The organism is Anaeromyxobacter sp. K (assembly GCF_000020805.1).
GTDB classification, from domain to species: Bacteria; Myxococcota; Myxococcia; order Myxococcales; family Anaeromyxobacteraceae; genus Anaeromyxobacter; species Anaeromyxobacter dehalogenans.
Window position 1 is genome coordinate 3,516,450 of sequence record NC_011145.1, and the last position, 11,746, is coordinate 3,528,195.

Consider the following 11,746-nt stretch of genomic DNA (forward strand, 5'->3'; position numbering starts at 1 on the left):
AGAGAGGTCGCGCGGTCAGTCGAACCGGGCGAGCTCTCTCGCCTGGCGAAGAAGTCGACCGGTCGCGCGCTGCGAATGCATCGTCCTCCATGGTTATCCGACCGGGCGCCCGGCCGTCAAGCCGCGAGGCCGCCGTGGCCGTCCCACCTCGCCGCGGCGCGTGTAGAATGCGGCCCGTGAGGCGCAAGCTCTTCCGCGGAAAGAAGAACCCGTTCGCCATCGACGCGCCGCTGCCCCCCGCGGGCGCGGCCCGGTGGGCCACCATCGCCGGGCTGGTGATCGGCGGCCTGGTGGCGCTGTCGGTCCCGATCTTCTTCGCCCTGATGCTGTTCGAGACGCTCCGCGGCGAGTGATCTCCCCGCGGAGGCGCGTCCGACGCTCGGGGACCGGCCCGGGCGACGGGCGGTCGCGCGCCCACCGGTAGCCGGGCGTGCGCCTCGCCCCGCCTGCCCCCATCCTTTCGCGAAGGGGGACCGAAGGCATGCACGTGAGAGGAATCGCGATCGCGGCGGCGCTGCTGCTCGCCGCCGCCGGTTGCAAGACCGGGACGAGCAGCAAGACCCGCACGGCCAGCAGGTCGGGTGACGACAAGGCCACCACCGAGATGAGCGGCCGAGAGCGCACCGCGCAGGCCGCGCCGCAGGAGGGGCAGAGCGAGCGAGACGTCGCCGAGGCGCAGGCGGCCGAGGCTGCGCCCAGCGCGCGCGCGCAGCAGGGCGTGGGCGGGAAGGATCCGCATCCGCTCCCGACCGAGGGCGCGGACGCGACCCCGCGGTACTCGGGCGATCCGGGCGCCGGCGCGGCGGGCCAGCAGGGCCGCGTGCCGGAGACGATGGAGCCCGGCGCGACCGGCAGCGTGGCCGGCACCGGCACGCCGGGCGCCGCCACCAGCGGCACGGGCGCCGGGACGACGGCGAGCGGCCCGAGCGAGCTCACCGGGCGCGTCGCGCTCGTCGATCGCGAGCAGCACGAGATCGCCATCGACTCGGGCGACGCCACCACGCAGGTGAAGGTCGCCGACCGCGCCCGCATCACCGTGGACGGCCACGCCGCCACGCTGGCGGACATCCGGCAGGGCGCCTCGGTCCGGGCGCGCCTCGACCGCAGCGGCGACACGCCGCAGGCGGTGCAGATCGACGTGATGCCCTCGAAGGCGAAGCCGTAGCGGGCTGGGCAGGTGGACGGGGCCCCGGTGCGCCGGACGCGCGCCGGGGCCCTGGCGTTAGGATGCGGTCATGACCGCGCTCCCCCGCTTCCAGCCGCGCCGGCCGCTCGGCCGCACCGGCGTCCCCGTCACCCGCATCGGCGCCGGCGACCTCGCCGATCGCAGCGTCCCGAAGGAGCGGTGCGTGGCCACGCTGCGCCGCGCCCTCGACGCCGGGGTCAACGTGGTGGACACCGCGCCGATGTACGAGGACGGCTACTCCGAGGAGATCGTCGGCGAGGCGCTCCGCGGCCGCCGCGAGGGCGTGTTCGTGGTGGACAAGATCGATCACCTCGACCGCCCGGTGGCGCCGCAGCTCGACGGGAGCCTGGGCCGGCTCGGGCTGCGCGCGGTGGACCTGCTCGTCTTCCACTCGGTGTCCGAGCCGGCCGCCTGGGCGCGCCTCGCCGCGCCGGGCGGTGGCATGCAGGAGCTCGGCGAGGAGATCCGCCGCGGGCGGGCGCGCTTCCGCGGCATCTCCAGCCACCACCCCGACGTCCTCGCCGCTGCCCTCGACTCCGGCCTGTGCGACGTCGTCATGTTCCCGGTGGGGCCGTACGTGCACCCGCGGTACGTGCAGGAGATCCTGCCGCGCGCCCGCGCGCTCGGGGTCGGCACGATCTGCTTCAAGACGTTCGGCGCCGGCAAGCTGCTCGGCGACACCGACGGCTACGGCCGGGCGCTGTCCGAGCGCCCTCGCGGGAAGCTCTCGTCCGGCGGGGAGGACGCGGCCGCCCCGGCGCTGCCGCGGCTCCCGGTCGAGGCGTGCGTCCGGTACACGCTCACCTGCGATCCCGACGTGGCGCTGCTCGGCCTCTCGTTCCCGAACGAGCAGGACGCGGCGTTCGCCGCCGCGGCGGCGTTCCGGCCGATGGACGAGGCGGAGCTGGCCGACACGCGCCGGCGTGCGGCCGAGGCGGTGCAGGGCAAGGGAGCCGTCTGGTGGAACCCACCGGAGCGACCCGGCGCCTGACGAATTTCGGCGCCGTCGCCTTGTGCGGCGCGCGGCCTGTGCCGAACCTCCACTCGGAGGAACCCATGGCACGCATCGCATTCATCGCGGACGATCTGTTCGAGGACTCGGAGCTCCGCGTCCCGTGGGACCGCCTGCGGCAGGCCGGGCACGAGACCGTGCTGGTGGGCCTCGAGAAGGGGAAGCAGATCCGCGGCAAGAAGCAGCGGGAGACGTTCACCACCGACGTGGCGGCGCGGGACGTCACCGCCGAGGACTTCGACGCGCTGGTGGTGCCGGGCGGCTACTCCCCCGATCACCTCCGCACCGACATGGACATGGTCCGGCTGGTCCGGACCACGTTCACCGCGGGGAAGCCCGTCGCCGCGGTCTGCCACGGGCCTTGGATGCTGGTGGAGGCGGACGCGATCGACGGCAAGACCGTCACCTCCTGGCCCTCGCTCAAGACCGACCTCATCAACGCCGGCGCCCGCTGGGTGGACCGCGAGGTGGTCGAGGACGAGAACGTCATCACCAGCCGCAAGCCGGACGACCTCGAGGCGTTCTCCGACGCCATCCTCCGCCACCTGGGCGAGGCGCCGCGGGCGCGGACCGGCGACTCGGCCGGCGCGGAGCAGGGCGCGGGGATCTGACCGCGGCGTCCGGCGCTTCGATCCCTCCGCTCCGGGTTCGGCTCGCTCACCCCGAACGGCTCTCGACGTCCGCTCGCGCCGACCGCCGTCGAAGCGCGGGCGGCGGGCGAGCCGTGGGAGTGCTAGACCTCTTCCATGGCCGCCGCGTTCAAGGACCACTTCACCCCGGTGGCGGACGCGTACCGCGCGTTCCGCCCCCGCTACCCGCGCGCGCTGTTCCGCTGGCTGGCCGAGGTGGCGCCCGCCCGCGGCGACGCGCTGGACTGCGGCTGCGGGAACGGGCAGGCCTCGCTCGGGCTCGCCGAGGTGTTCGAGCGCGTGCACGCCGTCGATCCCGGCGAGGCGCAGATCCGCCAGGCGCTTCGCCATCCGCGCGTGACCTACGCGGTGGCGCCGGCCGAGGACACCGGCCTGCCGCCCGCGTCGGTGGACCTCGCCATCGCGGCCCAGGCCATGCACTGGTTCGACCTCGACCGGTTCCACGCGGAGCTGCGGCGGGTGGCGCGGCCCGGCGCGGTGTTCGCCGCGGTGACGTACGGGCTCACCCGCGTGGACCCCGAGGTGGACGCGGTGGTGGACCGGCTGTACCACGGGCTGCTCGCCGGCGACTGGCCGCCCGAGCGCGTGCACGTCGAGAGCGGCTACCGGACCCTGCCCTTCCCGTTCCCCGAGCTCGAGGCGCCGCCGCTCGAGATCGAGGAGCGCTGGCCGATGGAGGTCTTCCTCGGGTACCTCGGCACCTGGTCGGCCGTGACCGCCCACCGCAAGCGCACCGGCGCCGACCCGCTCGTCGAGATCGGCCCCGCCCTGCGCGCCGCGTGGGGGACGCCGGAGCGGCCGCTCCGCGTCACCTGGCCGCTCGCGATCCGGGCCGGGCGGATCCTGCCGCACGCCGGCGGGTGAGGCCGGCGCCGCCGCGTTCTTGTGCCGGGCGCGCGCCGAGGCGAGACTCCGCGCATGCCGCCCGATCCCGCGATCGCCAACATCACCCGGGTCATCCAGCTCTCCGTCGCGCCGGTGTTCCTGCTGACCGCGGCCGGGACGCTGCTCGGCGTGTTCTCCACCCGGCTCGGGCGGATCGTGGACCGGTCCCGGCGCCTGCTGGAGCGCCTCCCGGCGCTGCCGCCGGAGCGGCAGGCCGGCGTGCGCGAGGAGCTCGCGCTGCAGTTCCGCCGCCGCCGCCTCGTCAACACCTCCATCACGTTCGCGACCGCCGCCGCGCTGCTGGTGTGCGTGCTCATCGCGGTCGCCTTCATCGCCTCGCTCCTGCACTGGGACTTCTCGCATCCGGTGGCGGGCCTGTTCGTGGCGGCGATGGTGGCGTTCATCGGCGCGCTGCTCGCGTTCCTGGCCGAGGTGCTGCTCGCGGTCCGGAGCGTCCGGATCGACCATTGAACGCGCGAGGCACGGGGCCGGCGCGGCAGCGTGGGGCGCAGCCCCGCATGATCCCCGCCGCGGAACCTGCTAGAACGCGCCCGTGACCTTCACCGAGCTCGGCGCCCACCCTGCCCTCGCCCGCGCGCTGGAGCGCCGCGGCTACTCCGAGCCGACGACCGTGCAGGAGGCGGTGTTCACGCCCGCGCTCCGCGGCCGCGACCTGCTCGTCTCGTCCGCGACCGGCTCGGGCAAGACGGTCGCCTACGGCCTCGTGCTGGGCGGCTCGCTGCTCGGCGACGCCCCCGCGTTCGGCCCCGCCGGCGCCCCTGCCGGCCTGGTGGTCGCCCCCACCCGCGAGCTCGCCATGCAGGTGCAGCGCGAGCTGGCCTGGCTGCTCGCCGAGGCCGAGGGGCGCGTCGTGGCCTGCGTGGGCGGCATGGACGCCCGCCGCGAGGCGCGCGCGCTTTCGGACGGGGCCCACCTGGTGGTGGGGACGCCCGGCCGCCTGCTCGACCACCACCGCCGCGGCGCGCTCGACCTGTCCGAGCTGCGCGCGCTGGTCCTGGACGAGGCGGACGAGATGCTGGACATGGGCTTCCGCGACGAGCTGGAGGCCATCCTCGCCGCCGCGCCCGAGGGGCGCCGCACCATCCTGTTCTCCGCCACCCTCCCGAAGCCCATCGTCGAGCTGGCCCGCCGCTACACCAGCGATCCGGCGCGCGTCGCCGCCACGCCCGCCGGCGAGGCGCACGCGGACATCACGTACCGCGCCCACGTGGTCGCGCCGAGCGAGCGCGAGCTGGCGGTGGTCAACGTGCTGCGCGCGCTGGAGCCGCCGCGGGCGCTGGTGTTCCGCGCCACCCGCGAGGCCGCCCACCACACCGCCTCCAGCCTGTCCGAGCGCGGGTTCGCCGCCGTCCCGATCTCCGGCGAGCTGACCCAGGCCGAGCGGAACCGCGCGCTCGTCGCCCTGCGCGATGGCCGCGCGCGCGTGCTGGTCGCGACCGACGTCGCCGCGCGCGGGCTCGACCTGCCCGGCCTCGATCTCGTGCTCCACGCCGACCTCCCGCGCGACCCGGCGGCGCTGCAGCACCGGAGCGGCCGCACCGGGCGCGCCGGCCGCAAGGGCCTGGCCGTGCTGCTGGCCGCGCCGCCCGAGCGCTACAAGCTGGAGCGGATGCTCCGGGACGCCGGCGTGCGGGTCGAGTGGGCCCCCGTCCCCGCCGCCGAGGCCATCCGCGCGTCCGACGAGGCGCGCCTCGCGGGCGAGGTGGACGCGCTGTCGGAGGACGCGACGGACGACGAGCGCGCCGCCGCCGCCCGGCTGCTGTCGGGCCGCGATCCCGTGCTCGTCGCCGCCGCGCTGGTCCGCTCCACGCGCGCCCGGCTGCCCTCGCCCGAGGACCTCCCCGAGACCGTCCACGCCGCCCGCCAGGCCCCCTCCCCCCGCGGCGAGCGCGCGCCGCGGCGCGGTCCGCCCGCCGAGGTGGCCTGGTTCCGGATCAACCTCGGGCGCGAGAAGAAGGCCGATCCGAAGTGGCTGCTGCCGCTCCTGTGCCGGCGAGGCGGCGTGACCCGCGACGAGATCGGGAAGATCCTGATCGGCGCCACCGAGACGCGGTTCGAGGTGGCCCGCGCCGCCGCGGCGCGGTTCGGCGCGACGGCGCGGCGACCGGATCCGCGCGCGCCCGGCGTCCGCATCGAGCCGGTGCGCGAGGCGCGGGCCTCCGGCGAGCACCGCGCGCACGCGGGCGGCGAGCGGGCGCCGCGCGCGCGCCGCCCCGTCACTCGGACCTGAACGTCCGGACCCCGAAGATCGCCGACACCACCCAGGACAGGAACGTGAGGGCGAGCGCGAGCAGCAGCGAGCGCCAGAAGCCGAGCCCGTAGCTCGCCGCGATCACGCTCAGCCACACCAGCACGTACAGCAGCCAGGGCAGGACCAGGAACCAGAGGAACTTCGCGAGCGTGATGTAGTAGGCGATCGACAGCACGATCGACACGATCACCGCGCGACCGAACGTGTTGTACGGGTTCCCGGGCGAGACCCACGCCACCGCCAGCCAGAGCACGCCCGCCGACACGACCAGGCGGATGACGAACGCGAGCAGGTGGTTGGGCGGGTTCGGCGAGGCGTGCATGGCGTGCTCCCGGTCGCGGACGCCGCCCAGCATGGATCGGCGCGCGCCCGCGCAGCCTATCCCGGATGGGCGCGCGGCCTTAAGGACAACTTAGGATTCCGCTAGCGAACTTTGAGCAGGCGCCCGCGCCGCGCTCCGTCAGATTGGTGCCCGGACCCGCACCGACCTGGAGGAAGCACGCATGTCGCGCATCGATCTGTTCGGCCCCGTCCACAAGGGCATCCGGACGCTGCTGTTCGACGCCGGGACGCACCTCGGCCGCACCGACTTCGCCGACGAGGCCGGCGCCGCCGCCGCGGCCGAGGTCGTGCACCGGCTGCTCGGGATGCTGGAGGAGCACGCCGCACACGAGGACCGCTGGTTCATGCCCGAGCTGGCGCGGCTCGCGCCCGAGCTGCACGCGGCGCTCGCGGCCGACCACGCGCGCACCGAGGGGCTGGCGCGCGAGGCCGGGCAGCTCGCGGCCCGGCTGCCCGCGGCGTCCGGCGCCGAGCGCGCCGCGCTGGGGCGCCGGCTGCACGACCGGATCTGGGGGCTCGCGGCCGAGCACCTGCGGCACATGGAGCGCGAGGAGGTGGAGGCCATGCGCGTGCTCCACGCGCACCTCGACGACGCCGCGCTGGGCGGCCTCCACCGGGCGCTGCTGGAGAGCATCCCGCCGCCGCGGCGCGGCGAGTGGAGCGCGGTCATCGCCCGGTCGCTCAACCTGCCCGAGCGCGCCGGCCTGCTCCGCGGCATGGCCGGGGAGATCCCGCCCGCCGCGTTCGCCCAGGCGACCGCGCCGATCCGCGAGGCGCTCGGCGCCGAGGAGTGGGCGGCCGCCGCCGCGGCCGCCGGGATCGCCGCGTAGCGCGCCGGGCGCCCCGCGGGGAGGCCGCACGGAGCGTGCGCTTCGGCGCGCGCTGCCCCGCGCGCGTGGGACGCACTTCCTGGTCGTCCCGACAGGGCGCGCCGCCCGGCGTGCGGCGCGGTGGCGCGCGCCCTTAGAATCCGCGCCCAGCGTGATCTCCCACGACCTCTCCGCGTTCCTCGAGTCCGGCGTCTCCATCCTGCTGGCGAGCCGCGACGCCCGGCTCGTGCCCGACTGCGTCCGGGCGGTGGGGGCGCGGGTGGAGGCGGGGGGGACCGAGCTGACCGTGCTCGTCCCCGAGGCGAGCGCCGGCCGCTGCCCCGCCGCGCTCCGGGAGAGCGGGCGCGTGGCGGTGATGTTCTCCCGGCCCACCGACCACCACACCATCCAGGTGAAGGGACAGGTGGCGGCGCTCGCGCCGGCCGCCGAGGCCGAGCGGCCGCTGGTGGAGCGGTACACCTGCGCGCTGGCGCGGGAGCTGGCGCTCGTCGGCGTCCCGCCGCGGCTCACGCTGCGCGTGGACCGCTGGCCCTGCCTGGCGGTGCGGCTGCGGGTGGATGGCCTGTTCGTGCAGACGCCCGGCCCCGGCGCCGGCGCGCCGCTCGGGACCGCCGTCCCGCCGGAGCGCGCGCCGTGACCGCCCCGGCGCCGCTCGCCGGCCTGCCGGCCACCTGCTTCCAGGGCATCGTGCCCGCCGCCATCGCGACCTGCTCGCGCGCCGGCGAGCCCAACGTCACCTACCTGTCGCACGTGCACCAGGTGGACGATCGGCACGTGGCGCTGTCCTGCCAGTTCTTCAACAAGACCAAGCGCAACGTGCTCGAGCACCCGCACGCCACCGTGCTGCTCCTCGACCCGCTCACGCTCGACAGCTGGCGGCTGCGGCTCCGGTACGATCACGCCGAGACCGACGGGCCGCTGTTCGACCGGATGGCGCTCCGCATCCAGGCGATCGCCTCGCACACCGGCATGGCCGGGGTGTTCCGGCTCCTCTCCGCCGACGTGTACGAGGTGCTCGGGGTCGAGCGGCTGGATGGCTTCCTGATGCCGCCCGATCCCATGCTCGACGCGGAGCGCGCCCCGCCGATCGCGTCCGGGCCGCTCACCGAGCTGCGCGGGCTGCAGGCGGTGTCGGAGCGGATCAACCGCGCCGCGGACCTCGAGGCGCTGCTCTCCGGCGCCATGGCCGCGCTCGACGAGCTGCTCGGCTTCCAGCACGCCATGGTGCTCGTGCCCTGCGAGGCCGGTCACCTCGTCGCGCTCGCCAGCCGCGGCTACGGGCCCGGCGGCATCGGCGCCGAGGTGGCGCTCGGGGCCGGCATCATCGGCACCGTGGCCGAGCGCCGGCGCATGATCCGCGTGGCCGGGGTCGGCGGGGAGCTGCGCTACGGGCGCGCCATCCGCGGCCGGGTGGCCGAGGCCGGCGACGCGGCCGGGCTCGCGCCCGAGATCCCCCTGCCCGGCCTCCCCGACGCGCAGGCGCAGCTCGCGCTGCCGCTGCTCGTGGGCGACCGGCTGGTCGGCGTGCTCGCGGTGGAGAGCCGGGACCCGCTCCAGTTCGACGAGTGGGACGAGGCGTTCCTGCAGATCGTGGCGAACCAGATCGCCATGGGCATGGACCGGATGGCCGCGCTGGAGGAGGACGCCGCGCCCGCCGCCACGCCGGCCCCGGTGCCGCCCCCGGCCCGCGCTCCCCAGGCGGCCCGCCGGCGCACGCTCGTCTACTACCGGAACGACGACTGCGTGTTCGTGGACGGCGAGTACCTGATCCGGAACGTGCCCGGGAAGATCCTGTGGAAGGTGCTCGGGCTCCACCGCGCCGAGGGGCGGATCGAGTTCACCAACCGTGAGCTGCGCCTGGACCCCGGCCTCGGGCTCCCGCCGGTGAAGGACAACCTGGAGAGCCGCCTCATCCTGCTGCGACGGCGGCTGGCGGAGAAGTGCCCGGACGTCCGGCTGGTCCCGGTGCGCCGCGGGCGGTTCGCGCTGGAGCTCGACTGCGCGCTGGACCTGGTGGAGAAGGCGTGCGCGTGAGGCGTCCCGTCGCGCCGCGCGTGCGGTATCCTCCGCCCGCATGAGCAAGCTCCCCTCGACGCCCGCCACGCGCCTCCTCCGCGAGCAGGGCGTGGCCTACACCGAGCACCCGTACCGCTACGAGGAGCACGGCGGGACGCGGGTCTCCGCCCGCGAGCTCGGCGTCGAGGAGCACGCCACCATCAAGACACTCGTGATGGAGGACGAGGACCGCGAGCCGCTGGTGGTCCTGATGCACGGCGACCGCGAGGTCTCCACCAAGGCGCTCGCGCGCACCATCGGCAAGAAGACCGTGCAGCCCTGCAAGCCGGAGGTCGCGAACCGGCACTCCGGCTACCAGGTCGGCGGGACGAGCCCGTTCGGCACCCGGAAGAAGATGCCGGTGTACCTGGAGCGGTCGATCCTCGCGCTCGAGAAGGTCTACATCAACGGCGGCTCGCGTGGCTTCCTGGTCGGGCTCGCGCCGTCCGAGATCGTGCGGGTGCTCGCGCCGGTGCTGGTGGACGTGGCGATCGAGAAGTGAGCCGGCGCGGTCATCGCGGGCGCAGCGCGGCGGCGAGGTCGAGCGCCCCGTAGACCGCGACCTGCGCCGCGTACCGCGCCAGGTGTCCGGGCAGCGCCAGGCGCTCCAGGCCGCGCGCGTGGCGGCGGGCGATCCCGAACGCCTCCCACGCGCCGGTGCGGTAGCGGGCGCCGGTCTTGGAGGAGGCGTGCCAGCGGAACGCCGCCAGCGGACGCGGCACGAACACCGGCCGCGCCACCCGCGCGAAGCGCAGCCAGAGATCGTAGTCCATCGCGAAGTGCAGCGACTCGTCGAGCGCGCCCACCTCGGCCACGAGGTCGCGACGGAAGAACGTCGCGGGCTGCGAGATGAAGTTGCGCCCGAGCAGGCGCACCAGCCCGTAGCGGCGCGCCTGCGCGTTCTTGTAGGCGGTGACGCCGCGGCGGATCTCCCGGTCGTGCTCGTCCACGATCCGGCACTCGCCGAAGCACCAGCGCGCGCCCCCCCGGAGCGCCTCGACGGCGGCCTGGACGGCCCCCGGCTCGTAGGTGTCGTCGGAGTTGAGCCAGGTCACGACCTCGCCCGAGGTCATCCGCAGGCCCTTGTTGATCGCGTCGCACTGCCCCCGGTCCGGCTCGGAGATCCAGCGGAGCCGCCCCTCGTACCGTCGCAAGACCGAGCGCGTCGCGTCGGTGGAGCCTCCGTCCACGACCAGGTACTCGAGATCGAAGTCGCCGCGCTGGGACAGCACGCTCTCGACGGTGCGCTCGATGAAGCCGCCCTGGTTGAACGACGGGGTGATGATGGAGACTCGCAACCGCCCTCCGAGGCAGCGTTCTTGCCGGACCGTGCGCGCTTTTCCCGGTCCCGCGCGTATGCTACGTCATTCCTGCCTTGACGCACGCACTCGTCGCCGAGACGCCGCACGCCCACCCGGCCCGTCTGCTGGTGGTGATGCCCGCTTTCAACGAGGCTCGGGGCATCCGGCGGGTGGTCGAGGCGGTGCGCGACCAGGTGGCGGGCGACGTCCTCGTCGTGGACGACGGCTCGACCGACGAGACCGCCGCCGAGGCGCGCGCCGGAGGCGCCCGCGTGGCGGTCCACCCCGTGAACCTCGGCTACGGCGCGGCCCTCCAGACCGGCTACCGGTACGCGTTGCGCCACGGCTACGACGCCGTCCTCCAGCTCGACGCGGACGGCCAGCACGACCCCGCGTCCATCCCGCGGCTGCTCACGGCGCTCCAGGGGGCCGACGTCGTCGTCGGCTCGCGCTTCCTCGACTCGGGGTCGTACCGGCCGCCCCTGGCGCGGCGGATCGGGATGTGGCTGTTCGGGCGGGTGGCGAGCGCGCTGTCCGGCCAGCGGATCACCGACCCCACCAGCGGGTTCCAGGCCATCTCGCGCGAGGCGCTGCGCTTCTACGCGCACGAGCGATACCCGGTGGACTACCCCGACGCCGACGTGCTCGCGATGGTCGCGCGCGCCGGCCTCCGGCTCACCGAGGTGCCGGTCCGGATGCTCCCGTCGCCCGAGGGCAAGAGCATGCACGGCGGCGTCGTCAAGCCGCTCTACTACGTGTTCCGGATGTCGCTGGCGCTGTTCCTGGTTCCGCTCCGGAGGGAGACGCGATGACGCCCACCCAGCGCGTGTTCGCGATCACGGCCAGCCTGATCACGTTCGGCGTGATCCTGGAGCTGGTCCGGCGCCGCAAGCTGAAGGAGGAGTACTCGTTTCTCTGGATCGTCACCGGCATCGCCATGCTGGTGCTGGCCTCGTGGTATGGGCTGGTCGAGCGGGTGACCGCGCTGATCGGCGCGGTGACCGTCACCACGACGCTCTTCCTGTTCGGGTTGCTGTTCCTGGTCCTCATCAGCGTGCACTTCTCGACCGTGCTCTCCCGACTCACGCAGCAGGTTCGTCAGCTCACCCAGGAGCTGGCCATCCTGTCGGCGGAGCGGGACGAGGAGGCCGCGCGCGCCCGGGACGGCCACCCCACCGAGCCAGGCCGCGGTGGCGGGTTCTGACGGGAAGGA

The 11,746-nt window shown here is 75.1% G+C and carries 15 protein-coding genes; 13 read left to right on the plus strand and 2 right to left on the minus strand.

Annotation, left to right across the window (positions count from 1 at the left end):
• The first annotated feature begins 167 nt into the window (after positions 1-167).
• The 7 genes from ANAEK_RS15775 (at position 168) to ANAEK_RS15805 (ending at position 5,984) form a co-directional block, all read left to right on the plus strand.
• A complete protein-coding gene (locus tag ANAEK_RS15775; protein ID WP_012527131.1) occupies positions 168-353 on the plus strand; it encodes a hypothetical protein in 186 nt (61 codons plus the stop codon).
• Between the two features lie 128 nt (positions 354-481).
• Entirely contained in the window at positions 482-1,165 is a 684-nt protein-coding gene (locus tag ANAEK_RS15780) for a hypothetical protein (protein WP_012527132.1), read from the plus strand.
• 70 nt (positions 1,166-1,235) lie between these two features.
• Positions 1,236-2,177, plus strand: a complete 942-nt coding sequence (locus ANAEK_RS15785; RefSeq protein WP_012527133.1) for an aldo/keto reductase — start codon at positions 1,236-1,238, stop codon at positions 2,175-2,177.
• 65 nt (positions 2,178-2,242) lie between these two features.
• The gene (locus tag ANAEK_RS15790) at positions 2,243-2,809 is read left to right on the plus strand and encodes a type 1 glutamine amidotransferase domain-containing protein (RefSeq protein ID WP_012527134.1); all 567 of its coding nucleotides are present in this window, start codon (positions 2,243-2,245) and stop codon (positions 2,807-2,809) included.
• 135 nt (positions 2,810-2,944) lie between these two features.
• Complete coding sequence (locus ANAEK_RS15795; protein ID WP_012527135.1) at positions 2,945-3,712, plus strand: class I SAM-dependent methyltransferase; 768 nt, start codon at positions 2,945-2,947, stop codon at positions 3,710-3,712.
• Between the two features lie 54 nt (positions 3,713-3,766).
• Positions 3,767-4,204 carry a DUF2721 domain-containing protein gene (locus ANAEK_RS15800; protein ID WP_012527136.1) on the plus strand — a complete coding sequence of 146 codons (438 nt, stop codon included), beginning with the start codon at positions 3,767-3,769 and terminating at the stop codon, positions 4,202-4,204.
• Positions 4,205-4,286: 82 nt separating this feature from the next.
• On the plus strand, positions 4,287-5,984 hold the full coding sequence (locus tag ANAEK_RS15805) for a DEAD/DEAH box helicase (protein ID WP_012527137.1): 1,698 nt from the start codon (positions 4,287-4,289) through the stop codon (positions 5,982-5,984).
• On the opposite strand, the gene ANAEK_RS15810 is transcribed toward ANAEK_RS15805, so the two are convergent.
• On the minus strand, positions 5,971-6,327 hold the full coding sequence (locus tag ANAEK_RS15810) for a hypothetical protein (RefSeq protein WP_198137440.1): 357 nt from the start codon (positions 6,325-6,327) through the stop codon (positions 5,971-5,973). The two genes, ANAEK_RS15805 and ANAEK_RS15810, sit on opposite strands and share 14 nt — an antisense overlap.
• A gap of 181 nt (positions 6,328-6,508) precedes the next feature.
• Here ANAEK_RS15810 and ANAEK_RS15815 point away from each other — a divergent pair, with 181 nt between their 5' ends.
• The 4 genes from ANAEK_RS15815 to ybaK all read left to right on the plus strand — a co-directional run bounded on the left by ANAEK_RS15815 (position 6,509) and on the right by ybaK (position 9,734).
• Positions 6,509-7,177 (plus strand): hemerythrin domain-containing protein, encoded by a 669-nt coding sequence (locus ANAEK_RS15815; protein ID WP_012527139.1) that lies wholly within the window; start codon positions 6,509-6,511, stop codon positions 7,175-7,177.
• A 151-nt stretch (positions 7,178-7,328) separates the two neighbouring features.
• A complete protein-coding gene (locus ANAEK_RS15820; protein ID WP_012527140.1) occupies positions 7,329-7,814 on the plus strand; it encodes a hypothetical protein in 486 nt (161 codons plus the stop codon).
• The gene (locus tag ANAEK_RS15825) at positions 7,811-9,211 is read left to right on the plus strand and encodes a GAF domain-containing protein (protein WP_012527141.1); all 1,401 of its coding nucleotides are present in this window, start codon (positions 7,811-7,813) and stop codon (positions 9,209-9,211) included. The genes ANAEK_RS15820 and ANAEK_RS15825 overlap by 4 nt, the downstream gene beginning before the upstream one ends.
• Positions 9,212-9,251: 40 nt before the next feature.
• Positions 9,252-9,734 carry a Cys-tRNA(Pro) deacylase gene (gene ybaK / locus ANAEK_RS15830; protein ID WP_012527142.1) on the plus strand — a complete coding sequence of 161 codons (483 nt, stop codon included), beginning with the start codon at positions 9,252-9,254 and terminating at the stop codon, positions 9,732-9,734.
• Positions 9,735-9,744: 10 nt separating this feature from the next.
• On the opposite strand, the gene ANAEK_RS15835 is transcribed toward ybaK, so the two are convergent.
• A complete protein-coding gene (locus ANAEK_RS15835; RefSeq protein WP_012527143.1) occupies positions 9,745-10,530 on the minus strand; it encodes a glycosyltransferase family 2 protein in 786 nt (261 codons plus the stop codon).
• A 77-nt stretch (positions 10,531-10,607) separates the two neighbouring features.
• On the opposite strand from ANAEK_RS15835, the gene ANAEK_RS15840 reads away from it, so the two are divergent.
• Both ANAEK_RS15840 and ANAEK_RS15845 read left to right on the plus strand, forming a co-directional pair.
• Positions 10,608-11,345, plus strand: coding sequence for a glycosyltransferase family 2 protein (locus tag ANAEK_RS15840; RefSeq protein ID WP_012527144.1), 738 nt, complete (start codon positions 10,608-10,610; stop codon positions 11,343-11,345).
• The gene (locus ANAEK_RS15845) at positions 11,342-11,737 is read left to right on the plus strand and encodes a DUF2304 domain-containing protein (RefSeq protein WP_012527145.1); all 396 of its coding nucleotides are present in this window, start codon (positions 11,342-11,344) and stop codon (positions 11,735-11,737) included. The genes ANAEK_RS15840 and ANAEK_RS15845 overlap by 4 nt, the downstream gene beginning before the upstream one ends.
• Positions 11,738-11,746: the final 9 nt, after the last annotated feature.

Bases quoted from the DNA above. Each gene is read 5' to 3' on its own strand.
- ANAEK_RS15775 (WP_012527131.1), top strand. From the start codon at position 168: ATGCGGCCCGTGAGGCGCAAGCTCTTCCGCGGAAAGAAGAACCCGTTC.
- ANAEK_RS15780 (WP_012527132.1), top strand. From the start codon at position 482: ATGCACGTGAGAGGAATCGCGATCGCGGCGGCGCTGCTGCTCGCCGCC.
- ANAEK_RS15785 (WP_012527133.1), top strand. From the start codon at position 1,236: ATGACCGCGCTCCCCCGCTTCCAGCCGCGCCGGCCGCTCGGCCGCACC.
- ANAEK_RS15790 (WP_012527134.1), top strand. From the start codon at position 2,243: ATGGCACGCATCGCATTCATCGCGGACGATCTGTTCGAGGACTCGGAG.
- ANAEK_RS15795 (WP_012527135.1), top strand. From the start codon at position 2,945: ATGGCCGCCGCGTTCAAGGACCACTTCACCCCGGTGGCGGACGCGTAC.
- ANAEK_RS15800 (WP_012527136.1), top strand. From the start codon at position 3,767: ATGCCGCCCGATCCCGCGATCGCCAACATCACCCGGGTCATCCAGCTC.
- ANAEK_RS15810 (WP_198137440.1), bottom strand. From the start codon at position 6,327: ATGCACGCCTCGCCGAACCCGCCCAACCACCTGCTCGCGTTCGTCATC.
- ANAEK_RS15815 (WP_012527139.1), top strand. From the start codon at position 6,509: ATGTCGCGCATCGATCTGTTCGGCCCCGTCCACAAGGGCATCCGGACG.
- ybaK (WP_012527142.1), top strand. From the start codon at position 9,252: ATGAGCAAGCTCCCCTCGACGCCCGCCACGCGCCTCCTCCGCGAGCAG.
- ANAEK_RS15845 (WP_012527145.1), top strand. From the start codon at position 11,342: ATGACGCCCACCCAGCGCGTGTTCGCGATCACGGCCAGCCTGATCACG.